The organism is Clostridium sp. C8-1-8 (genome assembly GCF_009928445.1).
GTDB lineage: Bacteria > Bacillota > Clostridia > Clostridiales > Clostridiaceae > Clostridium_AR.
The window spans coordinates 57,437-81,187 of the sequence record NZ_JAABNO010000005.1 but is presented as its reverse complement, the minus strand read 5'-3'; the positions used below and the strand labels follow the sequence as shown (position 1 = coordinate 81,187).

At 31.6% G+C, this 23,751-nt stretch carries 17 protein-coding genes and 1 pseudogene; 2 read left to right on the top strand and 16 right to left on the bottom strand.

Annotation, left to right across the window (positions count from 1 at the left end):
• Positions 1-123: 123 nt before the first annotated feature.
• From GXK57_RS07325 to GXK57_RS07310, 4 genes are all read right to left on the bottom strand, one after another.
• Positions 124-2,499, bottom strand: a complete 2,376-nt coding sequence (locus GXK57_RS07325; RefSeq protein ID WP_160673719.1) for a phosphoketolase family protein — start codon at positions 2,497-2,499, stop codon at positions 124-126.
• A 657-nt stretch (positions 2,500-3,156) separates the two neighbouring features.
• Positions 3,157-4,227: a butyrate kinase gene (gene buk, locus GXK57_RS07320; protein ID WP_160673716.1), complete on the bottom strand. Its 1,071-nt coding sequence runs from the start codon at positions 4,225-4,227 to the stop codon at positions 3,157-3,159.
• A 407-nt stretch (positions 4,228-4,634) separates the two neighbouring features.
• Positions 4,635-4,844 carry a helix-turn-helix transcriptional regulator gene (locus GXK57_RS07315; protein ID WP_128213737.1) on the bottom strand — a complete coding sequence of 70 codons (210 nt, stop codon included), beginning with the start codon at positions 4,842-4,844 and terminating at the stop codon, positions 4,635-4,637.
• 9 nt (positions 4,845-4,853) lie between these two features.
• Positions 4,854-5,306: a DUF2975 domain-containing protein gene (locus tag GXK57_RS07310; protein WP_160673713.1), complete on the bottom strand. Its 453-nt coding sequence runs from the start codon at positions 5,304-5,306 to the stop codon at positions 4,854-4,856.
• Positions 5,307-5,726: 420 nt separating this feature from the next.
• Between GXK57_RS07310 and GXK57_RS07305 the strand changes: the two genes are divergently transcribed.
• Positions 5,727-7,139, top strand: coding sequence for an MATE family efflux transporter (locus GXK57_RS07305; RefSeq protein WP_160673710.1), 1,413 nt, complete (start codon positions 5,727-5,729; stop codon positions 7,137-7,139).
• 296 nt (positions 7,140-7,435) lie between these two features.
• Here the strand turns inward: GXK57_RS07305 and GXK57_RS07300 are convergent.
• From GXK57_RS07300 to GXK57_RS07275, 6 genes and pseudogenes are all read right to left on the bottom strand, one after another.
• Positions 7,436-7,888: pseudogene (locus tag GXK57_RS07300) on the bottom strand (suppressor of fused domain protein); the annotation flags it as partial.
• Between the two features lie 268 nt (positions 7,889-8,156).
• Complete coding sequence (locus GXK57_RS07295) at positions 8,157-8,309, bottom strand: hypothetical protein (protein ID WP_160673707.1); 153 nt, start codon at positions 8,307-8,309, stop codon at positions 8,157-8,159.
• 192 nt (positions 8,310-8,501) lie between these two features.
• Complete coding sequence (locus GXK57_RS07290; protein WP_160673704.1) at positions 8,502-9,566, bottom strand: hypothetical protein; 1,065 nt, start codon at positions 9,564-9,566, stop codon at positions 8,502-8,504.
• A complete protein-coding gene (locus GXK57_RS07285; protein ID WP_160673701.1) occupies positions 9,563-11,701 on the bottom strand; it encodes a hypothetical protein in 2,139 nt (712 codons plus the stop codon). The genes GXK57_RS07290 and GXK57_RS07285 overlap by 4 nt, the downstream gene beginning before the upstream one ends.
• Before the next feature lie 14 nt (positions 11,702-11,715).
• Positions 11,716-14,496 (bottom strand): tubulin-like doman-containing protein, encoded by a 2,781-nt coding sequence (locus tag GXK57_RS07280; protein WP_160673698.1) that lies wholly within the window; start codon positions 14,494-14,496, stop codon positions 11,716-11,718.
• A gap of 26 nt (positions 14,497-14,522) precedes the next feature.
• Entirely contained in the window at positions 14,523-16,826 is a 2,304-nt protein-coding gene (locus GXK57_RS07275) for a vWA domain-containing protein (RefSeq protein ID WP_160673695.1), read from the bottom strand.
• Positions 16,827-17,159: 333 nt separating this feature from the next.
• Between GXK57_RS07275 and GXK57_RS07270 the strand changes: the two genes are divergently transcribed.
• Positions 17,160-18,956, top strand: coding sequence for a DUF2207 domain-containing protein (locus tag GXK57_RS07270; protein ID WP_160673692.1), 1,797 nt, complete (start codon positions 17,160-17,162; stop codon positions 18,954-18,956).
• A gap of 275 nt (positions 18,957-19,231) precedes the next feature.
• On the opposite strand, the gene GXK57_RS07265 is transcribed toward GXK57_RS07270, so the two are convergent.
• The 6 genes from GXK57_RS07265 to GXK57_RS07240 form a co-directional block, all read right to left on the bottom strand.
• Entirely contained in the window at positions 19,232-20,104 is an 873-nt protein-coding gene (locus GXK57_RS07265; protein ID WP_160673689.1) for a CPBP family intramembrane glutamic endopeptidase, read from the bottom strand.
• A 96-nt stretch (positions 20,105-20,200) separates the two neighbouring features.
• Positions 20,201-20,893: a GNAT family N-acetyltransferase gene (locus GXK57_RS07260; RefSeq protein ID WP_160673686.1), complete on the bottom strand. Its 693-nt coding sequence runs from the start codon at positions 20,891-20,893 to the stop codon at positions 20,201-20,203.
• A 163-nt stretch (positions 20,894-21,056) separates the two neighbouring features.
• The gene (locus tag GXK57_RS07255) at positions 21,057-21,353 is read right to left on the bottom strand and encodes a hypothetical protein (protein ID WP_160673683.1); all 297 of its coding nucleotides are present in this window, start codon (positions 21,351-21,353) and stop codon (positions 21,057-21,059) included.
• A 294-nt stretch (positions 21,354-21,647) separates the two neighbouring features.
• Positions 21,648-22,040 (bottom strand): cytidine deaminase, encoded by a 393-nt coding sequence (locus tag GXK57_RS07250; protein WP_160673680.1) that lies wholly within the window; start codon positions 22,038-22,040, stop codon positions 21,648-21,650.
• A gap of 89 nt (positions 22,041-22,129) precedes the next feature.
• Positions 22,130-22,627 (bottom strand): hypothetical protein, encoded by a 498-nt coding sequence (locus tag GXK57_RS07245; protein WP_160673677.1) that lies wholly within the window; start codon positions 22,625-22,627, stop codon positions 22,130-22,132.
• Between the two features lie 458 nt (positions 22,628-23,085).
• Positions 23,086-23,478 (bottom strand): GNAT family N-acetyltransferase, encoded by a 393-nt coding sequence (locus tag GXK57_RS07240; protein WP_160673674.1) that lies wholly within the window; start codon positions 23,476-23,478, stop codon positions 23,086-23,088.
• Positions 23,479-23,751: the final 273 nt, after the last annotated feature.

Sequence of the window (23,751 nt, the reverse complement as noted above, 5' to 3'; positions counted from 1 at the left end):
AAATCTGCTCTAACTTCTTTTATTCATAGGTTTAATTAATATTTTTTATACTTTCATTAACAACAAAAAGGCGCTGACGAACACAATGTTCATCAACACCTCTTTTTACTTTAAAGCTCTATATTATTTAAGACCTTTCCATGTCCAGTTAGCTATTTCTGGAAGATCTATTCCATTTGCATGTACAAACTTAGTATGAGTGTCTAATTTTTCGTTCATTTCTTGTATAATGTAAGCTCCCTTGTTACCTAATTGTGGTAAGTGGTAGATTGCATCCTTAACAAGGTTGAAACGGTCTAATTGGTTCATAACACGCATATCGAAGCCAGTTGTGATTTCACCCTTATCTCTGTAACCATGAACAGAAACATTGTGGTTAGCACGCTTGAAGAATAAAGTATCTACTAAGTTTTCATAACCGTGGAAACCGAATATTATTGGCTTATCTTTTGTAAAGATCATATCGAACTCTGCATCAGATATACCATGTTCATAAGTTTCTGGAGATTGTAGCTTTAATAAGTCAACTATATTTACAAATCTTATCTTTAATTCTGGAAGATAATCATGTAATAATTGAACAGCAGCTAAACCTTCAAGAGTTGGAGTATCACCAGCTGTTGCAAATATGATGTCAGGTTCTTGACCCTTGTCAGTACTTGCCCATTCTACTATTCCTAAACCGTTGTTAACTAGATATTCAGCTTCATCAATAGTAAACCATTGTTGTCTTGGGTGCTTTGAAGCTGTTAATATGTTAACTTGGTTAGTGCTTCTTAGAGATTTATCAAATGCTACAAGTAAAGAGTTAGCATCTGCTGGTAAGTATTCATGGATTAATCCAGAATTCTTGTCAGCTAAGTGTCCTAACATACCTGGATCTTGGTGAGTATAACCATTATGGTCTTGTTGCCAGATATGAGAAGTCATTATTAAGTTTAATGATGCTATCTTAGTTCTCCAAGAAATTTCTTCACATTGGTTTAACCATTTAAAGTGTTGTGTAACCATTGAATCTACAACACGTAGGAATGATTCGTAGCTGTGTATGAAACCATGACGACCAGTTAATAAGTATGCTTCTAAAGCACCTTCAGCTATATGCTCACTTAACATAGAATCTAATACACGTCCATCTGGAGCTAAGAATTCATCATAAGGTTCGTTGATTTCTCCAACCCATTGACGGCTTGTTTCTTCAAACATTGCATATAAACGGTTTGAAGCAGCTTCGTCTGGACTGAATACTCTGAAGTTACGTTCCTTTTTGTTTAATTTCATTACGTCACGTACATAGTTACCTAAAACTAGCATATCTTGTGCAACGTTCTTGCCTTTTTCTGAGTTGTCTATAGCATACTCACGGTAGTTTGGTAAACGTAAGTCTTTCATTATGTTTCCGCCGTTCGCAGCAGGGTTGCAAGCCATACGTCTGTTACCCTTAGGCATGATTTCTGCTATTTCATCTACTAACTTACCATCTTCAGTGAATAATTCTTCTGGACGGTAACTGTTCATCCAAGCAGCGAAATCATCTGCATATTCCATATGCTTTCTGTCAAAAGGAATTGGAACTTGGTGAGCACGGAATGAACCTTCGATTGGGCTTCCGTTTAATTCCTTAGGACCTGTCCATCCTTTAGGTGTTCTGTTAAGTATAACTGGCCACTTAGGTCTAGACATATCATTGTTTTCAATTGCATTTTTCTTTATAGTTAATATCTTTTCGATAGCTTCATCCATCTTTTCAGCCATTATACCATGAGTTAATTCAGGATCTGTACCTTCAACAAATATTGGATCCCATCCTAAACCTTCAAAGTACTTTTGTAATTCTTCATCAGTCATTTTAGCCATTATTGTAGGGTTACTGATTTTGAATCCGTTTAAGTATAGTATTGGTAAAACAACACCATCTGTAGCAGGGTTTATAAATTTGTTTAATTGCCATGATGCAGCTAATGGACCTGTTTCAGCTTCACCATCACCAACAACTACTGCAGCTATTAGATCAGGATTGTCTAATATAGCTCCATAACCATGAACTAATGAATAACCTAGTTCTCCACCTTCATGTATTGAACCTGGAGCTTGAGGAGTTGCATGTGATCCAATTCCACCTGAGAAGGAGAATTGCTTGTACAATTTTGATAATCCTGGTATGTCTTGAGTTATTTCAGGATATATGTCGCTATAGCTTCCGTCTAAGTAAGAGTTAGAAACCATAACTTGTCCACCGTGACCTGGACCTGATATGTATAACATATTTAAATCATATTTATTAATAACACGGTTTAAGTGCGCATAAATAAAGTTTTGTCCAGCAATTGTACCCCAGTGACCAAAAACAGCATTTTTTACATGTTCTGGCTTTAGTGGTTCCTTTAGTAAAGGATTGCCCATAAGATACAATTGTCCAACTGATATAAAATTAGCAGCTCTCCAATACGCATCTACCTTTTTAAGATAACTCTCAGAAGAATAATCAAAGTCTTTCATTCTATATAATCTCCTTTATATATATTTTTTCACTAGCAAACTTAATTTAATTGCTTCATGAAATTATTAGCTAATTTAAATGTCGATGATAATCATTAAATGTACGTACAATATATAATATACTAAGTCTTAAAAGCTAGTAATTACCATCGACAATATTCTAAAATAAATAAATTCATTGGTTTGAATTCATTTTAGAAGCATGTTTAAATAATATCAATTTTCCTTTGATGCCTTGTGACCGCTACATGTAAGTACAATATAGTTGATTTTCACACAAATCATCAATAAAAAAGGTACAACTCTTGTTCATTATTTAACAATATTATAATAATGCTTTTTAGCATAAATTTCAATAGATTTTACGAACTTTTTTATATAAATACAAATCTTTTTAGTTTTATCTAAAATAAATCAATAATAATGGAACTGTTTACAAAGATCGATTACATATTTTTCTAATTACATTTTAACCCATTTGTTACAACTTTAACAATAAATTTATTCTACAAGTGCTAATATAAGCAATACAATTAAAAATAATGTACGTACATATATTCTATATCTTTTTTGTTAATTTCTTTATATCGGTATATTCTAATTTTTCAAAATAAAAAGAAGCAGCCTGCTATTAGACCACTTCATGCTTTGCTGTATCTATTTATATTCTTTTACCTCTTCTTCTTTATTAAGCACTCTAAGTACTCCTTGAGCCAGAGCAAGCATCTCATCTTCTCCTGGATAAACAATAACTGGGCCAATAAATCCTACCTTCTCTTTAATTAGGTTTACCATAGGCTTTCCGTAAGCCATACCTCCAGTTAAAATGATAGCGTCAACTTTTCCATTAAGCACTGTGGCAGCTGCGCCTATTTCTTTTGCTACTTGGTAACCCATTGCATCATGGATTAGTTTTGCATTTTCATCTCCTTGTAAGGCAGCTTCTTCCACAGCTCTTGCATCATTAGTATTAAGATAAGCTACAAAACCGCCTTTTCCTGTTATCTTCTTTAAGATTTCCTCTAGCGTATATTTTCCACTATAGCATAGTCTAGCTAAGTCTCCAGCCGGAACTCCACCACTTCTTTCTGGCGAAAAAGGACCATCTCCATCCAAAGCATTATTTACATCCACTATCTTTCCGTTTTGATGTACTCCTACTGAAACTCCGCCTCCCATATGAGCAACAATAATATTCAGCTCTTCATAGTTTTTAGAGTTTTCCTTAGCATATCTTTTTGCAACAGCTTTTTGATTTAGTGCATGGAAGATGCTTTTTCTAGGAAGCTCAGGGTTTCCTGATATCCTTGCTATATCTTCCATCTCATCAACTACAACCGGATCTACTATAAATGCTGTTTTGCTTATAGAATCAGCTATTTCCTTTGCTATTATTGCACCTAGATTTGATGCATGCTCACCATTTACTCCCTCTTTTAGGTCTTTAAGCATTTTATCATTTACTGCGTAAGTCCCACTAGGAATCGGCTTTAGAAGCCCGCCTCTTCCGACTATTGCATCCAATTCTTTTACTTCTATATTATTGTTTTTTAAAGTGGTTAGTATAACCTCTGCTCTAAAGCTTTTCTGTTCTAATACAGTTTTAAATTTGCCTATTTCCTCAGATGGATGTCTAAGAGTTTCGCCAAGTATCTCTTTTTCATCCTCAAACACTGATATTTTGGTTGATGTTGAGCCTGGGTTTATTATTAATAATTTATAAGCCATAATATTCCTCCGTTAATCTTATTACCTTATATTATTAAATTTTTCCTACAATACATCTTTTTATACTATCAAAATGCTATTATTGGAATGACAACTAGTTTCTTATAACTATATAAGGAACTTTCGCGGAGCAATCAGTGGAAATTCAGAAGAAAATAAGATGACTCCCGTAATTACTGATATATTATTCAGTAGTTATGGGAGTCGTCTATAGATATACTACTTCATATTAAAACTTATATTTTCAAATTATCCCTTCAGAATCCAGAGTAGTTTTGAAAATAGATTTTGGAGTGAAGTGGTACTTCTTTATATAGTATGCTTATGAAAAGATAATATATAAAGGCTTTAGTTAAAAGCTAAGTTTAATAATATTACTTAAATTCAGTGGTTATATAACTTGTAGTTTATGTATCTTCTCTATATTCTAATATATCACCAGGTTGGCAGTCCAAAGCCTTACAAATTGCCTCTAAAGTAGAGAATCTAATAGCTTTTGCCTTTCCATTCTTTAGTATAGAGAGATTTGCCATAGTAATGCCCACCTTTCCTGTAAGCTCTGTTACACTCATTTTTCTCTTAGCCAGCATTACATCAATATTAATTATAATTGCCATCTTATCACCTCAGACTGTTAGATCATTTTCTGTCTTTATGTCTATTGCCTCTTTTAATAGTCTTTGAAGTACAGCAGCAAAGACTGAAACTACAATTGATACAAAGATAAATATTAGCGGCAATGCTAATAAACCAGGTGCATCGTCTCTATCTGCTATAGGATATATAAAAGGGGCCATTACTGCATATATACCACTGATGGTTAGTGCACTATATTTTATATTCTTCAAGGCATTTACAGATAGCTCCGAGAAAGCTTTATTCTTATCTATAAAGCTTAGTAGCCTTAAAGCTTGATAAAGTGCATAGTAAAATGGTATCGCCGTAGCATACACTCCGATTATTATACCATGAGGAAGATAGTTTATAAATCCAGGCAACCAAAATATGCATAGGGCAAGCACTGGAATTCCAATTAAAATAACCGCTATCTTTAAAAGAATTGTCGAATATCGTTTCATAAAAGCCACCTCTCTTTAAGTTATAAAAATAATATAACATATTTCTTATTGTTTATCAATAAACTTTTATTGTATCTATCCACTGTATTGCTCAAGCGTGATATATTAAGCTTATCCACTAAACATTCAATTAATGCGGAGCTTGTTAGTAGTACATGATTTTAATACGTTGCTTTACAGAGGCAATATGCAAAATTCTGAAGCTAAACACTATCTGTATCTTCCAAAACTTCCTCTCCTACGACATATCACCTTAAGAAGTCATATATGGCTATCTTACCCAAATAAGTCTAAATTTCTACTATGCTCTATATTTGAAGGTACTATTATTTGAGTCTATACTTAATAATGGTTTATTTTACACACTGTATATAAGTACTAAGACAGTAATTACTTAACTGAAAGCTGGTGAAAATAGATATGAAATTGAATTTTTTACATCAAAACACTGAGGAAAGACGTGACTTAATCCTAAATGGATCAATACTCTCAACTCTTTTCTTACTTTCAGTCCCTACACTTATGATGGGACTAGTTCAATCAATAATCCCAGTGATGGACGGGATTTTTATTAATAACATTGTAGGAACTATAGGTGCTAGCGCTATTACCTATTCGGGTCCTATTATAAATATGGCTATAGCTCTTTCTCAAGGTCTTAGCGTCGCTGCAATTGCTATAATTGGTCAAATGAATGGTAGAGGAAATTATAAGAAGGCAAAGTATGTTTCAACTCAGGTTGTTGTTTTTGCTTTTCTCATAGGAATAATAATGGCACCAGTGCTTTACTTCATAGCCTTTCCTATTTCTAGTAGAGTTGATCCACAAATATCTCATGACGTTTTTTTATATCTTTCTTTAAATTCCTTAGTATTGCCTTTTTTATTTCTTGAAGCAATATATAACTCTATAAAAAACGCCAACGGAAAGCCTGAAGCTACTTTCATTAGAATGATGCTGATGCTGGTTTTAAAACTAATATTTAATGTACTGTTTATCGCTGTTTTTCATTTTGGTCTTATAGGAGCAGTTATGTCCTCCTTTGCTTCAAACCTGCTAATTTGCATTTGGATGTTTTATGAGTTGTTTATTAAAGAAGGAGATGACAAGCTTATAATAAAAGGGTTCAAGTTTGATTTTAAGATTTTACTTAAACTAATCAAGCTAGGTATACCTTCAATGCTATCAAGCTTAATGCTTAGTTTAGGATTTTTTCTTATAAACAATGAAATTGAAAAATATGGAGCTATCGTTCTTACAGGACAAGGCATAGCCGGAAATATAACCTCTGTATGTTTCATTCTCCCATCAGCCTTTGGTTCTTCAATAACCACTATGGTAAGTATGAATGTAGGTGCTGGGCAAAGTGAAAAGGCAAGAAAATCCTGTTTTCAAGGCTGTATAGTCAGTGCTATTACAGCAGCACTATTGATAGCTATAGTTGTACCATTATCTCCATACCTAACAGTTTTATTTACTAATAATTCTGAAGTGCTTCAAATAGCTAACAAATCCCTGCATATCTACACTTATTCAGTAATAGGTTTTGGTATATGCATGGTTCAACAAGGTGCCTTTATAGGACTTGGACGTACAGGAATTCCATTAATAATGAGCTTCCTTAGAATCTGGCTTTTAAGATATGTATTTATTTTAGCTACAGAGCATGTGCTTGGATTTTATTCTGTTTTCTGGGGAAATTTATTCTCAAACTATATGGCGGCTATAATTACCACTATTTTGATCTTGAGAATAAAATGGGTATCTTCAATATCAAAAAAAGAAAATGAGGTTGACAATTCAAATAAGAAACTTGCTTCTAGAACAAGCTAAAATTATACCCTTAATGTAAGTATTGAAATGATAGCTATTTAAAGTACCGTTGTATAATTAAGTGGTCAGTGATTCGATGCTTTGATTATCATTAAGCTTGTCAAACAACTAATATTATTACTACTATATAAATAAAAGCTGTGCATAGTAAGGTCATCTAGTGAACTTACTACGCATAGCTTTTATTATTCTTTAGGAAAAGTCCAATACTAATTTTATTCTTTCTGCTCACTCTAAATTGCTGTTCTAAGCCCTTGAAGTACTATATTGGCTAAAAATAGTAGCTTACTAGACAGCTAGAAAAGACTCTCACGCTTATAATCTGTGCATTCTGAAACTAATCTATCAAATAAATCCACTACATTTAACTTCTTGTCAATAATAGCTTTCAATTCTGCATCCGTCACCCCTATAAGCTCAACAAACTGTAACTTTCCATTTGGAGTATTGATTTCTCCAAGCTTATCTAGATGTGTAATAAAACCTGCAATTAACGACTGCCCCTTAGGGTCCATGCCAGAAGTCTGCCCTGTATAGATATACTCATCTGGTTGAAATATCTCTCCTTCATTATAGGTTAATCTTGCTATAGCTTGAAGAATTCCACACATTCCTCGAATTGCTGCTTCTTCATCCTCTAATCCTCCCTTCTTTAACTTCACTGTTAATTCAAAGCCATAACCACTATATTCTTTATTTTTAAATTCTTTCTCATAAAGTTCTGATAGACCATATGTAACGAAGTGATAATAGGCTCCACTTTTTCTGTTTTTTTCTTAAACTTATCGAATATTCCCATGCTTGTTCCTTTCATATTTTAACTAAAAATTTCCTATTTTAAGTATTCTATAAGCTTACATATTTTCCTTTTATAGAACCTCAACAATATTCTTTATATTAATTTATTCTTTATACAAGCTAATTAAAGCATGGGATGACTGATCACTTATTTTCAATACGTTACTTTAACAGAGCCTAAGTAAAAAAGTATGCTAAGAATTAAAACTAGCATACTTTTTAATCATACCTCTCCAGCAGCCCTATTATTTTTTTGCAAAGCTCAGCATCTTTTTTAAGTTTTTCTTCTTTAAAAGGGATCTTGTTTTTTCTAAGTACCTCACAAGCTTTTTTATATAATACAACATCTGCAATATCTATTACTTTGTCCATACTTATCACCTTGGTATATTATTAATATATACTATGATGATTTAATACAGCAGTTACTAAAGAGTTCATATAACGAAACTTAATTTATACTTATTGGAAAATCCCCTCTTCTGGTGATTGCTTAGCATATATCAATTAATAGCTAAGTTGGTAACTCTATAAAGATGTACGGCTTCATTCCCAAATCTATTTTTAAAGCTCCTGTGGTACTTCCCCTACTATAAAGTCATTGTTTTCTCCTAACTGGCAGTAAAAATATTGCTTGTTATCACTGACATAATAATTTCCTACTAACTCATCTGCACCTTCTACTGCAAGAGCTAGTTTTCTACCTCCATCCTTTGACGGGATTTCAAGTTCTTTAACTTCTAGATTCATAGCTCTTAATATAGCAGCTGTGCAAAGGCCTAGAGAGTAATAATTACCAGCTTGTTTTACTATGGTTTCAGAAGGAGTTTGATTAGGTTGCTCTGGATGCTCTATTGAGTCGTCAACTTTAAATTTACTTATCAGTGAGCATACTGCAGAGATTTTGTGAAAGTTGTCTAAGCCATTATAGTCACATATAGCTTTTACTTCCTCACTAAAATCCTTAATGTTTTTTTCTATTTCTAACATAGTAGCCTTATCCTTCACTAGGTAACCTTCTTTCTTATTAAATCTTATATTAAAGTCTATAGGTTTCTTCAAGTCTAAGGCATCTAATACATAACTCCAGGATAAGTCCATATAATCTTCTTTGTTATCCACCACCAACTCTTTCTTCGAAATTCTTTCCTTAGGCTTTACTGCATTCTCTAGAGTTTTTCTGATTTTTCTAGGTTTTAACTCTTTAAAAATAAATACCAAACAAAGTACTCCTAACACTATGATTCTTATGTCTATTACTTCAAAATACCATTGCAGCAACAGTAAAACAATAATGAGAATTCTAGCTGTTATATTCATAGACTTTTGTCCTTTTGAGTACTTAATAAGGTTGTATTTACTTATATCTATGTTCTTAAAGATAAATAAACTTTTTCTTATTACATTGCTTAATAAGAAATAAAACAGTAAAAATATAAGCATAAAACTCACAACATAGATTGTAGGCGGCAAATAATCTGAAGATATATATAGCAAAAACTTAAAAGGAGGATTAGGATAGTTTTCTAAAAGATACTCTGAAAAATATTCACAGAAATTATACAACACTATATTTAAAGGAATAACATAAAAAAGTATAACTAAAAATAGTGCAATAAACTCTATCATATATATTCACCCTCCTTTATATTCATAAAAGGAGTAATGCTGCTAAGTTCCACTCCTAAGGTCAGCTTGATTATGGAAATACTGTTGGTGAAAATATCCGCTCCATCAACGCTTGATATCTCATAGCCATTTAACTTTTTGCTTATTATTTCTTTGGTAGCTTCTTTAAACTCTTTTGTGGCTAAAAACATCCTATGAAGTTCTAGATCTCTAGTATTATTATATTGTAGTAATTCTTTAGACTTAACTACTCCCTTATCTATCCAACTAGAAATTTCGTCCTTCAGATCTTCACCATATTTAAACTTTAAAAATTCAAAAAAGTCTATGGATATATAACTATTAGCCACCTCTCTTGCATATGCTTCTAAGATTTTCTTTATTGCTTCATAACGAAACTCAGTATAGTCTGAAAGCTGAGCCGAAAAGCCCAAGTATATACTACTTATGTCCTTACTTTGCAGCTCATAGAATCTTTTTCTATCTTCAAAGCTTAACAAGTTAGTAATGAGATTTGCTTCATAGTCCTCACTTTCTTTTGTTATAGCTTCAACCTCTAATCTTAGATTTTCGCAGTTTTCAATTCCTTCTGCTACTTCTTTAAGCTTTTCCTCAATTAGATCTATAATTGCTTGTTGGACCTCTGCTAACTTTCTTTCCATATACTGTTTAACTAAGATACCAGCATTTTTATAAAACTCATCTATATAAGTTTTAATAAAAGCCTTGAAATTCTTAACCTTATACTTGTAGTCTAGTAAAGTTAAAGAAACTATTAAGCTTATTAACAATAAAATATAAATTATTCGAAGTAAGTTACTCATGTGAGGAAAGAGCAAACTATAAGATGAATAAATCAAAAAAGTTATGAGTATAACTATCTTCACTATAAACCCTATATAATTAGGATAGTTATTTACCTTTTTCTTTAATTCTTCATTTAGATAACTTATATCCTTAGGATCTTTTGTTCCATGACCTGCTGATTGATTGTTTATAGTTTTCAATAGATTAAGTAAGAAATTCTGTCCTTGCTTTAGTCCATACTTTAAGGTTAATTCCTTTAACTCACTGTTAATTGAATTTTTAGCCTTGCTTATAATGCCTTTAGAGTTCTCATCTATTTTTCTCTTTATTTCTCCAAGATAGTTTTGTTCAAATATGCCTTCCCAGTTCTTCATTATATGAGGGTATTCCCAAATGTCTTCTGTTAAATTAACTTTTAACTCCTCATTAAACTTTAAGGTAGGTTCATCTCCATCAATTAGTGGCACTTCATTTTTAAGTTCCTTAATATGTGCGCTACTCTTAAGCTTTCTAAAACTATCATAAGAACTATAATTTATTTTCTTTTCAAAATTTATTATATGTTCAAGTAAATCACAGGTAAGATACTGTGAAAATTCCCTAAGAAGCTTGTCCTTTCTAACAGCTAAAGCTGATATACCAATGGTACCAACCTTGAAGTCGCTCTCATGCATCATTATCCTTTGATTAAAGTATGCAAGTGGCGGCTGTTTTGAAGGAATTATATTATAATATATCAAGTGAGAGCTTACATATTCTAGCTCCTCTTTTGAAATTCTAGTACCATCCTTTGAAATACTGTGGAGAAGATAAATCTTTGAATCAATTTTAATCATATTTTCTTGTTTTGTAATGAATTTAAAGACTTTAGCTAACTCATATACACCTTGAAGTCTTTCTTCATCCTCATAGAGCCACTCCTTATCAACTATTGGTATTATATATAATAGCACCCCTGAATTTTGGTGCTTATCTACATTACCGTAATTTAAAGCATAAATTGTGTCAACAAGGTCACTGGCTGATATTTCAGAACTATACATATCCCAAAGTAAATAAATATCTATTTTGACTTCTTCCACATTTTCATTTCTAACCTTATAGCCTAGATCCACAAGCTTATTAAGATTGGAAGCTGACAACAGCTTATTGTCAATGGTGTACTGAAGCTTTTTTTCTAGCTCCTCCAAGTTATCTATAGCGAAACCTTCTATTAGGTTCAAAAAATGTTTTGGCAGTTCTAAGAGCATACTATTTAAAAAATCAAGGGCCTTTTTCCCAGAAGGCCCTATGGAAATTACTAATGAAGGATTAAATACTTCATTCATTTAAAACACCTCTGTTATACTGATGTTTTATACTTAATTTTCTCATACGCAATAAAATCTTTCTCATTCACTTCATCTGAAACAAATTTTATCATATGCTCTTTCAACTGTTCCTTTTTGAAACTCTTTTCTATAGCTGCTATGAAATCACGGATTAATTTAACCAATTGCTTATCATCTGCTAATCTTTTAAGCACCTCTTCTTGAGAAGTACCCAAAATCAATTTTTTATCTATTGTTGCCTTATTTTCAGGGAAGCCCTCACATAGCTCTTTACTCTCCTCAAACTCTATACAGTATGGTGAAGTATATATATATTTGTACCCCTCATCATATCTAAGGTTCTTCACAAAATCGCCATCAACATTTATTATCACGCCATATGCAAGAGACAAATAATAGTCTTCCATAAGCTTTTCAGTGTCTAAATCCAAATCACTAAGTCCAACATATGCCTCATCCAGATGTAGTGGATAGGCCTTAGAGGAAAGCAACCTCAGATAGAACTGTTTGTAGTTTTTTATATCAGGAAGATATGCTGCACAGGCACCCATGGTTATGTGAATTACATCAATAGCATATGGATTTGTAGTTTCCACATACCTTGCTTGTCTGGATCTCTCCCCTGTTTGACTTCTTATCCAATTATCAATAGGCTCCTGTGGTTTTATTGTAAAGCCATTAGTAATATTCTCATCCTTAATTGCTCCAATATAATAACATTCTGTCCAAGAAACCTCTGGATTCTTCACTGCAGACCAAAAGGGTTTAGATAGTTTAGAGGTTATCTCTAGTTGTTCTTTAACGTAATCATTTATGCTCATGTCCATATTCTTAGCATTTTGCTCTAAGATCTCCATTATGTTGATTTTAGAATCAATCTTATCAAATTCTTTTTCACAGATAGCTAATAGTCTTTCCTTTCCTTCTCTTATAACCGAAATGATGCTTACTTCCTTAAACATTGCTGCAACCTTTTCTGTAAGGTTTTTTCCAAAGTTCTCGTTATAATAATGTTCATAGAACTCCCTAGTTATCATCTCTCTTGAAATAATATTGCCACCATACTTTTTATTTGCTTGATAGTTAATTTTGTTCAATCTATTATTAACCTGAGTAATAGAGGCGTTTATATCACCAATTACTGCATTAATATTTGCTCTGCAATCATCTATAATTTCTTCTGTCATATCATATTTTTTCTTATGAATTCTATATGCTAGCTCACCAAACTTCTGATCAATAAACTTGTTGAAGTCAGAGATTAATTTACCATCTACATCTCTCTTACCACTTTTAACTTTTTTATCTTTTATATTGTCCATAGAGTTTTCAATATTTGCCCTATCAATGGTACTTTTACCATTATAATCTGCATAGTTTTCATAATCACTAACAAGGCTCGCCTTTAGTTCCATAAGAATTTTATTTAAATTGTTAAGTCCATATTCTATAGCTTTTTCATTTATAAAGGACTTGATAAGCTTGCTTACTTGCTCTTTATTTTCCTCCAGATCACTTTTCCATTGAAGATATCTTTCATCACAGATATTCTCAGCTTTTTTTAGATTTGCTTTTTTCCCTATAAACTCACTATATTTCTTTCCACTATATCTATTACTTCCTCTAAAGTCCTTAAGCCTGTCTGTAATTTCTAAAGCTTCATTGATATCTTCTGCTAAAGCTTTAGCAGCTTCTATAGTGTTATCCTCCTCATTAGAATTGTTTATTTTGGATAATATCTCTGAAGTAAGTCTATAAGCACAATATCTTCTAAGATTCTCCACCGGTACTTCCATTGACGAAGAGGAAAAAGTACTAAAGTGTCTATCTCTTTTTAATACTGGATCCTTATCCTTACATATAAAATTAGCATAGTCAGCTCTTAGTTGAGATCCTAGCCTTGTACCTACCTCTTGGAAAAGCTGAAGAGAACATAAATCATAGATATCTTCAATGTTTGTTAACACTCCACCCATTTCATTCTTATTTTCAAGTAAGTAGCAAATATCAAAGATCTTCTTTTCAAGCTTTATCTCACCGATATTATTATAATTAAAGGAGTATTTTTCATCATCTGGATTGGTTATTGAAGACATAAAGAACTCCAATTCCTTTAAAGCAGCATAGCAATTTGCCTTACTTCTGTTTTGAGCATCCAAGTCAGAGGATAGTTTATCATCGTAACAGCTTTCTAAAGTAAATAATCCAATTATGTTTGTGTTATCTCTATTAAATACCTTTGATAGCATAACCGCTACATCTAAAAAAGTACCACAGCCTGTTCCGCCAGCCAAAGAGCCAACTACATATACTTTATGCCTGTCTATATTCTCCAGATAAGCTTCTCCAACATCTGTTAGTACCTTGTGCAGGTCAACCAGGTCATTTTTAGCAGTATTTAAAGTATCGTAAACCAGTTGTGCATTCTTAGCTAAATATAATCTTCCAATAGGTCTCATAAGTCCTGCTCCCTGATCTGTTGATGTGAAGAAATCAGGGGTTATTGGTGGATTTTTAGGAAGCCAATTAAAGTAAGGGTTGCTATAAGCCCAATCTAAGGTGGTCTTTACCCCCTCTCCAAATCTTAATTGACATTTTTCATTATTATCTATGTCATCATCCAAAAAGGATTTTAAGTCCGTATCAATAATCAAATACCTTATAGGCAGCTTTTTAGTGTTGTACCTTTTATCAAATAGCTTTTTAAGCCTTTTAATAACCTGAAAGCCTGTACCTCCTAGCCCAATAACCAGTGTGGGCATAATATCTTTTGGAACTTCCATATTATACATACTTAACCTCCACAATATAATAAATTTTACATAAAACTAACTCTAAGCTTTTCTTTTTTAATACTTAATGAAATTTCTACACCTGAGGTATAAGCTATTTCACTACCAATCTCCTCCTCGTTATATAGAATTTCTTGAGGTTCTGTGCCACAGTAATTAAATTTGAAGATAGCCTCCTTTTTAACTAGATACTCTAAGCCTAGTAAGAATTCAGGTTTGTCCTCTAATTCAAGAATGAAATAACCTATGGAACCTTCATCTACATCATCTAAACTGAAACTCCTAAGCCTGTTATTATAATTCAAATACATTGTATTCTGCTGTAAATTAATCGAAAGATTAATTGAAATTGACTTAGCTCCAACACTACAATCTATTTCTTTAGCAACGCTATATTCCTGAATATTTTTATTATAGGAGTTTCTTCCTATAATATATAATGCTAGGCAAATCAAAACTAAGGTAATTATAATTATTAATGGAAGCTTAAATAAGTTAAGATAATATAAAGCTCCAGACAGCACTATTAACCCTGTATTGAAATTATCTGTAACTCCAACCTCTTTATCTGTTTTGAAATAAATCTTCATATTTCTTGTGTTTTTTAGAGGAGTTATAGAAACTGAGATTTCTTTGGAGCCATTAGGTGTTACCTCAAAATCACCTATTTTATGTTTGTCTTCATCTAAAACTTCTACTTTTTCTTTATCATATAATATAACTTTATTTAGTTTTATATCTAGACTTATGGGTTGTCCTAGTTTATAGTTTCTCTTTGCCGCAGTAACTTTACTGATTTCTATAAGTGGTTTATCTATCACATTCACATTTTCATAAGGGAGATAATAGCTGAAGCTTTCATTGTTGACCACTCCATTAATGCAAGTAGTAAGCTTTACTGTGCCCTTTTTATTAAGTTCAATTTCATTTGAAAGAATTCCATTTTCAAGCTTTAAGGGATATTCTTTTTTCTCTGTACCATCATCAATAACCACAGTTCCACCTAAGGTGGCTACTTTGGTATTATCTTTAGGCTTTAGCTGAATCTTCAGCTTATCCCCTAGCTTTATATCTTTTGCTAATGCTGGTTCATAGTAAAAGGGAGGATAATCATTTACGTATATTACTAGCTCCTTAACCCCTACGATACCCCCATTGCCATCTGTAGCTATTAGAGTAATTGGATATTGTCCTGGCTTGTCCTTATTAAATTGATATTTAAAAACCTCACCTACTTTATTGTTAATATTCTCTATACTGTCTTGTTCCTTCTTCTGTAGGTAAATACCATCTAGTTTTTTATCACTATCTACGGTTATATCAAAGTTTAAAGGAATCCCTTTAGGTATATTTAAAGTGGTTTGAGTAGCATTTATGTTTATAGCTGCTTTACTCTTTATCTGAACGATCACTGAGTTTTTTGAAGTATCTTTACTATCTATCTTTAAAGTTTTATCACTATCCTTTTTTATTTTATATATCTTATAAGTCTCATCACTCTTGTCAGATGGAATCTCTTCACCATTTGAAGTAACACTAACTAAAGGTGATTTATTTTCACAAGAAGCTACCTTTATGACAACTTCATCTATCATGGAACTTAATTTGATTTCCTGACTTTTCTTATTCTCTGTATTATAGTTAGCTATGGTATAAAAGCCATCCATATCTCCAAGCATTTTACTAAAGGCATTGAATAGCTCAGCTGGATTTTCACAGTATAAGAAATCTCCATTCGTGTTAAAGGCTATGGAGTTCAATCTGTTCTGGTCCACATCCTTAGAAAGACCAATGGTATTAATCTTAATTTTTGAGGAATAAGCTTTTTTCACTAAGTCATTAAGCTCACTTATATGTTCTGCTGTAAGTCCAGCTACTGGGTCTTCTTTTCCGTCAGATAGCACAACAATGGATTTATCTCCAGATACTCCGTCTAACTGAGTTATAGCTTCCTTTAGTCCTTCCTTAAGATCTGTGCCTCTATCTTGAAACTTTATGGACTGTAAGAAACCTTTCAAACTTTCTCTTGTAGGTTTTTCATTAAGCTTTTTTGCATAGGCTAGATTTTCTCCAAAGCCTATTACATTTACGTTTACTTTTTCATTTAATGTATCCATAAGCATAGAGCCTGCTACTAAAGACAATCTAAAGGGGTCAGTTTGCTGCATGCTTGCTGATTTATCTATTAGAATGATTAGATTCTTTTCTTGAACTTGTTCTACAGCTTTAGCAATTTTTATTTTATTAACTATGCCAGCGTTACAGATAGCCAATGCAAAAGCTACAAGTAAGGCTATAATATGTAGTTTCCTTCTTTTACTTTCTCTCAACTTTCTCTCCCTCCCGAATAGATATACCTTAATATACTATTTAAGATTTCCTTATATTAGAACTAAAGCTAAGAAGAGAATCACCTATATATGTTGTCTATGTAATATTTTTACTGTATAGAAAGGTATAACTTTTCTTGCTATCTAAACCTAACAATATTAAGGGTTTAGAGCAGCTATTTAGGGTAACCAGTAAAAAAAATCATATTCGCCTGCCAGATTTTCCTCATATACATTCAGAAAGGCAGATGCGCAAAAAAATTCTCTAAAAAAGTTCGCTTTAGGGAATTTTTTACTGTAATATATAAGTATATTTACCATAAGGAGAAGATTATGAAAAAATACTTTAAATATCTAACAGTCTTTTTACTTTTTATATTTTTGCTACCAGTCCAAAATGCCTTTGCTGATACAAGAAGTTTTTCTATTGATAGTCTAAACATTGACGCAACTGTAAACACTTCCGGTGATCTTGCGGTTTCAGAGACCTATGAATATAACTTTAAAGGAGATTTTAACGGTATAACTAGAAAAATTAATTTTAAGGAAGCCTCTGGAGTGGACAATATTGAAGTTAGTATTTTAGACGGGTCCAATAAAGTGACCTTTAAAAACAATGATAGCAAAGAAAATGGTAGCTACTCCATAGTTACTGAAGGCACTAATAAGAAACTAACTATACATTCTAAAAATAGTAATAAAGTTGTGAAATTTAACATTAAATACAGCCTTCCTGGTGTTGCTACTAAATATAAGGATGCTGGAGAGTTGTATGGAACATTCTATGAAAACTCTTCTAATTTGGATATGAATAATCTTTCTTTAAAAGTAAATTTTCCATCAGGTAATGTGAAAGATGCAAAGTACTGGGGAATGGGACCTGCTTCTGGCAATTCCAGCAAAATAGATGACAACACTTTTTTATTCAAGGTATCAAAGCTAAATGCTGGCGAATATTTTGGTTGCCGTATACTGTTTCCAGCAGACTACCTTCAATCAGCTAAGAAGATAGTAAATGAAGATGCCTACGATAGAATTTATAATGAGCAAAAAAATAATGCTTACACTGAAAATAATAGTAGTAGCGGTAGTAATACTAACAACAATAATATTAATAATTCAGTCAATCCCCCAGATACTAATGCACTAAAAAAGGAAGATAGTAGCGCTATATTTGCTATTATAGGCGTAGTTTTATTTATAGTTGTAATAGTAGCCTACAAGGCAAAAGAAAGAAACGAGTTTGAAAAAGAATTAGAACAATATAGAAATACTGAGCCACCTTTCAATTCTGATTATTATGACTCAATACCTAGTGACCTTAGTCCAGCCTTAGTTACTTATCTTATAAATAAATCTATTGAAATTAAAGATATAATAGCAACCTTGATGGATTTATCCGTAAGAAATGTATTGAAATATACTAAGAACACTTATACGAAGAAAAAGCATATTTCCAAAGACACTGAAGAGATAGATTTTGTCTTCACTATAAATACCAAAGCTTTAGACGGTTGTTCTTTGCAAGAAAGACATCTAATCGAATGGCTTTCTTCCTATGGAGACTCAGATTCTATCTCACTAAAACATATTGAAGAACAAACCAATGATCGTGAAACAGCAAGAGAATTTAAAAATCTATTTGATAACTGGGTAAGCTTAATAGAAGAAGAAGCCTCATCAAAGCCTTTTTACACAAAGATTAGAAACCGTGAGGTATTAACCAATACCTATCACAATGAAAAATTAAAGTGGCTGGCTTTTAAAAAGTTTTTAGTTAATAGCATGAGTTCTGCTTCAAAAGATAGTTTAGACTTTGAGTTATGGAAAAGATATTTACCCTATGCCCTTGCTTTAGGCTTAGTAGATAAAGTAATAGATTTTGCTCCTAACATGATAAGTGAAGACTATCTGACCTCAGATCCTTTATTCTATAACATGCATTACCTTAACTTCATTTATTACGATTTCTTCGATAACTTTGAAGTCCAAATAAGAGAAAATACCACAGATAATAGCTCCAATAACTCTGGTGGCTTTGGAGACGGCGGTGGCTTCGGAGATGGTGGCGGTTTTACCTCTGGAGGAGATGGTGGCTCTTTTGGCGGCGGAGACTCTGGTGCTTTTTAGAAATTTTATAAAGCCAGTACAGCAAAGAATTTATTACCTATTCGATAATAAAAAGTTCACTGAAGTATCCTTTCTTCAGTGACTTTTTTGTGCATCAGCTTTTTCTAATGGATATAAGGAAAATCTATAAGCTAGTAGGTTTTATTTTAAATCTATCTTCTAACAAGCTGTCATAAGACTTTGATATCTCTAGGTTTAGCCAATAATAAGCTTTATAATTTCTAGAAATTATAAACAGTCCATAAAACTAGTAGCTTTTAGTTCTATGGACTGTTTTATTCTATGGTAATTACTTTATTAGAAGGATTCTTAAACATATCAACTAAGATAAAAGCAAAGACTGCTACTCTTAATGTATTTAAAATAATTAAATACATATTGAATTGGCCATTATTAATATTTGCTATCAACAGAACAGTATCATCCATTGTATGAAATAAAATCACTGCCAAAAGACTTCCCTTAGTACGATTATATAACCATGTAAATATGGTAGTTAGCCAAATTGTTTCTATAATATAAAAAGTGAAACTTAATACAAAACCTAAATTGCCAATAAGATAATTATCTGGCGTAATAGCAAACAAAGGTATATGCCAAACTGACCATACTATGCCTAAGATTACACTTGTAATAAAAGGATTTAATCTTCTTTGAAGTCTTGGTAACAAAAATCCTCTCCAGCCAAACTCTTCATTAACTCCACCACCAAAAAACATTATTGCAAAAAAATATAATATAATATAAAAAATTGAACTACCACCATTTGAAAATCTATAATTAATATTAAACTCATACTTGTAACCAATAACATCACAAATAAGTTTAGGTATAATAATTGATGCTATTGTAAAAGAAAATATAAATACATAATAGACTTTTTTAACACTATGTATTCTTAACCTATCAAATATTTCTCTTATACCACTTTTCCAATGAAGAAAACTTATAAGAGCTATAGCAACAACACTAGGCATAAACCCGCCTATTATATATAGAGGTGTATACATAGATAAATATATAGACTTTGTTATTAACCCTTTAGATGAGGCATATAAACATCCCCAAAAAAGATATGATAAACCTAACGTCAACACAATGAACGTTGAGATTTCATGAGCTTTAACAAGCTTTTTTAAGTTATGCATAATTTAAATTACCCCTTATATTAACTTGCAGCAAGTATTTCTTTAATACTACCATCATCTATCTTAACGATCTAATCATACTATGCTACATCATTACTAAAAAATCCAATATAACCTATCTTCTGAAATAGTAAGTCCTAGTTTCTTTTGCAACCCAATAGATTTTTCATTATTAACTTCAATTTGAGCAAATGGAACCAAGTCTTTATCTATAAGCATGTTTATCATATAACTTTCAATAATTTCACCATATCCTAAACGTCTGTATTGAGGAAATATCTCCAGTAGTCCCATGCTTCCTTCAAGATGTGTACCGATAAACCCTATTAGCTTTCCGTCTTTATATCCTCCAAATAGACTTTTATTCCTTAAAAGCTCTTTAATTTCATCCACAGACAGTTTGTCATAATGTTCTAGGATAACTTCTATTTGATTTTCTTCTAGTGGCTTTACTTCAATTTCTTCTTTAATTTCATGCTTAGCAGTACCTGTATAAACAGCTTGAAAGCACTCAAGCTGTTCAGTCAACTGGAATTTATTTAATATATACTCCACCATATATTTTTGATGTACAGCTATAAGACTGCATTTTGGTATTAAATTCAATAATTCGTGGCCCTTCTCGTAGCTTGTAACAGATATCATATAAGCCTTACTTTTTAGCTCTTTTATCAGTACTCCATCAAAGTCAGCATACAATATATCCGCAGAGCCACTACGTATTGGCTCAATCATCCCCATATGTAATATAGGATTTTGCATTAAATACTCAATTGCCTTCTCTTTCATCTTTTATCACCATCTATCTCTTTCTTTTAATAAAAGGCTATATTTTAATATGATGGTTAAATATAGCCTAAAAAAATTATAGGTGGGATTATCCACCTATTAGAATATTTTAATCAGGTAATACTCAACATATTAAATAAGTTGTTCCCTGTACTATTATTTTTTAGAAAGGACTTATAGCTCCAATAGGCAGCCAACCATTTGATCTTGAAAGTTTATCCATCTCCTTCAATACTTTATAAGCTCTATCACCAACAGTAACCTTTTCAATAAAAACTACCCGATAAACTCCAACAACTACATGTTTCAAAACAACTTGTGGAATTTTACCTTTGCTCAATTCACTTTGTCCATTCAATATAATGTCATCAATAATTTTGTTTTTAGGTTCGTATACTTCATTAAACTCATTTAATAAAAGTCTTGCTTGTTCCTCTATTTTTATCTTTTCCTTTTTCATAAATAATCACCTTACTATCTCTAAAATCATTTTTTTAATTATTGTTGCTACATATTATGAGTTACTATTGTTCTTTAGAGTTTCGTTTGATTGTAGTTTTTACAATATTTATTATAACATAATTTTCAAAATATCACACAATATACAAATACACTAACTTTATGTTTTTTAAGGTTTCTTTTTGATATAACCTTTTTCTCAATTTTTGCTTATTTTACCATGGTAGATTTGCTTGTTAGCAGGTTTTGTATCTTTAAAACTTTAAGCATATAATACTTAACTAATAAAATAAAACTACTTATATCTTGGATACTCTGGAAGCAACTCTATTAACCTTATTGTCCTTCCTTCATTATCAAGAAGCATCTCAATATTTTCAGCATCTACTCCAAGATGCATCATAAATTCTCTACAAGCACCACAAGAGGGTATAATCTTCCCGTCCTTATAAACCGAAACTACTTTATCAACCTCATTTTCACCATGTGTGAGCATTGTGGATAAGGCATTTCTCTCTGCGCACATACCTAAAGATCCATTGGTATCAATACATATACCAGTATAAATATTTCCTTTTTTAGTTAATACTGCTGAAGCAACGCTTCCTACCCACATTTTGCTTGATACCTCATGAGGATTTATTACATTCATTGCTTCTTTATAAAGCTTTTCCCATATTTGTTCCATATATTTTCTCCTTAAATTTTTATTTAAATATCCGATGACCGATTAATTTTAACACAGTCAAAAATAATAGTGATTTGACATAGTTTTGTCTATTGATTTTCATTTACATAAGCCCACTCATTATTAATACCTTTAAAATGCTTAGGAATTGCTAAATAAAATGTTTCGGGAATAACTTCTCCTTTATAAGTCCTATACCTTACGAAAGAACCATTTTTAAAATCATGTATTTTTTTAACTTCTGTTGATTCAAAATGATGTTTATACTTTTTACCAGCTATACTAAATACAACTAAGTACTTGCTTTTATCCAACTTATATTTTTCTACTGGTGCATTATGTGGCTGTTGAGCTTTTATTTCACATTCCATACTGTTAATTTTCTTTTTTAACACTATGCAGATAGCTACAGATAGTATTGCTATAATTATTCCAATTAATGAAACTTTGTAATACATAGCTCTATTATAATTAAAAAGAGATTCAACTCCCTTCCTACCTTTCGTCAACCCTATGAGCGGCATTCCAAATCCCATAGTAGCTATTATAGCAAAAATGCCAAATAAATTACTTAAAATCTTATGCACTTAATCCTCCCATTACCACAATCCTTGATTTCTTCAAATTTTTTCGGAAACTAATACTCCTTCTTACATCTACTGTAATATTTAACAATTGTTATTATATTTAATTATACAGTATGCAAAAACATAATCAAAATATTTCTAATAACTTAAACATAAATTCAATCTTTTACTATATAATACCTAAATTGTGTATAAGTATGATATGCAGTTGATTGTACTAATACAGTCTTACTTTTAATATAATATTTTTCTGCATTAAAGTACTCAGCACCTAAATCTTGTTATAGCTTTGCAACATTTTAAGACATACTCTTGTCAAAATATTGTGTTGAAGACATGTGTTTAAATCTACAGTACTTTAAGGAAATTGCAAGCTTAAAGAGAATTGAATTATTTTATAAATATATAAAAATAAAGGAAACACTCCGTGTCTCCTTTAAATTAATACAAAACTATTATTACCACTTAAATAATGAAATAAAACCCTTATTGCTTCTTGATAGGCCGAATTTAGAATAAAAAGCTTCTTCAGATGGTTTAGTTAACAATATGGGACTTAGATTATTTTCTTCAAGAAAATCCATCAAATTCTCCATAATCTTTGTACCAATTCCTTTGCCCTGATATTTGTTATGAACTAGGAATCTAAGTATATAAGCGTGCTTAATCCCATCAGAAAGTATCTGTACAAATCCGATAAGCCTATTTTCATCATCTCTTGCAGTAATCCAGCCCCACGACAGTTTTAGTGCCTCTTCTAGTTTTTGTGATGAGTTTAGCCCCCAACCTATGGATTTCAATAAGTTATTTAATTCATTCACATCAATTTTAGTATTTCGTTCGATTCTCATGTAATAAAACTTCTCCCCATAGTAATATTATCGCAATTTTAAAGGTATGTACTTAGATACAACCTATTTACACCATAATTATAGCATTTATTCCAAAAAAATACTTGTAATTAGACAAACTTAGGCTGCGATCCTTAAAATAGCATTTAATTAACTTTTCATTTTTTACTTGTTATATAGGACTATTATAGAAAGTTCCCATATAAAACTATTAATTACTGTTAAATATTTTCACTAGTCTCCAATAACTATTTGTTAAGCTGCATTCATTTT

Bases quoted from the DNA above. Each gene is read 5' to 3' on its own strand.
- GXK57_RS07270 (WP_160673692.1), top strand. From the start codon at position 17,160: ATGAAAAAATACTTTAAATATCTAACAGTCTTTTTACTTTTTATATTT.
- GXK57_RS07310 (WP_160673713.1), bottom strand. From the start codon at position 5,306: ATGAAACGATATTCGACAATTCTTTTAAAGATAGCGGTTATTTTAATT.
- GXK57_RS07305 (WP_160673710.1), top strand. From the start codon at position 5,727: ATGAAATTGAATTTTTTACATCAAAACACTGAGGAAAGACGTGACTTA.
- GXK57_RS07250 (WP_160673680.1), bottom strand. From the start codon at position 22,040: ATGGAACAAATATGGGAAAAGCTTTATAAAGAAGCAATGAATGTAATA.
- GXK57_RS07295 (WP_160673707.1), bottom strand. From the start codon at position 8,309: ATGGACAAAGTAATAGATATTGCAGATGTTGTATTATATAAAAAAGCT.
- GXK57_RS07325 (WP_160673719.1), bottom strand. From the start codon at position 2,499: ATGAAAGACTTTGATTATTCTTCTGAGAGTTATCTTAAAAAGGTAGAT.
- GXK57_RS07260 (WP_160673686.1), bottom strand. From the start codon at position 20,893: ATGAAAGAGAAGGCAATTGAGTATTTAATGCAAAATCCTATATTACAT.
- GXK57_RS07285 (WP_160673701.1), bottom strand. From the start codon at position 11,701: ATGAATGAAGTATTTAATCCTTCATTAGTAATTTCCATAGGGCCTTCT.
- GXK57_RS07255 (WP_160673683.1), bottom strand. From the start codon at position 21,353: ATGAAAAAGGAAAAGATAAAAATAGAGGAACAAGCAAGACTTTTATTA.
- GXK57_RS07315 (WP_128213737.1), bottom strand. From the start codon at position 4,844: ATGGCAATTATAATTAATATTGATGTAATGCTGGCTAAGAGAAAAATG.
- GXK57_RS07240 (WP_160673674.1), bottom strand. From the start codon at position 23,478: ATGAGAATCGAACGAAATACTAAAATTGATGTGAATGAATTAAATAAC.
- GXK57_RS07265 (WP_160673689.1), bottom strand. From the start codon at position 20,104: ATGCATAACTTAAAAAAGCTTGTTAAAGCTCATGAAATCTCAACGTTC.
- buk (WP_160673716.1), bottom strand. From the start codon at position 4,227: ATGGCTTATAAATTATTAATAATAAACCCAGGCTCAACATCAACCAAA.
- GXK57_RS07290 (WP_160673704.1), bottom strand. From the start codon at position 9,566: ATGATAGAGTTTATTGCACTATTTTTAGTTATACTTTTTTATGTTATT.
- GXK57_RS07280 (WP_160673698.1), bottom strand. From the start codon at position 14,496: ATGTATAATATGGAAGTTCCAAAAGATATTATGCCCACACTGGTTATT.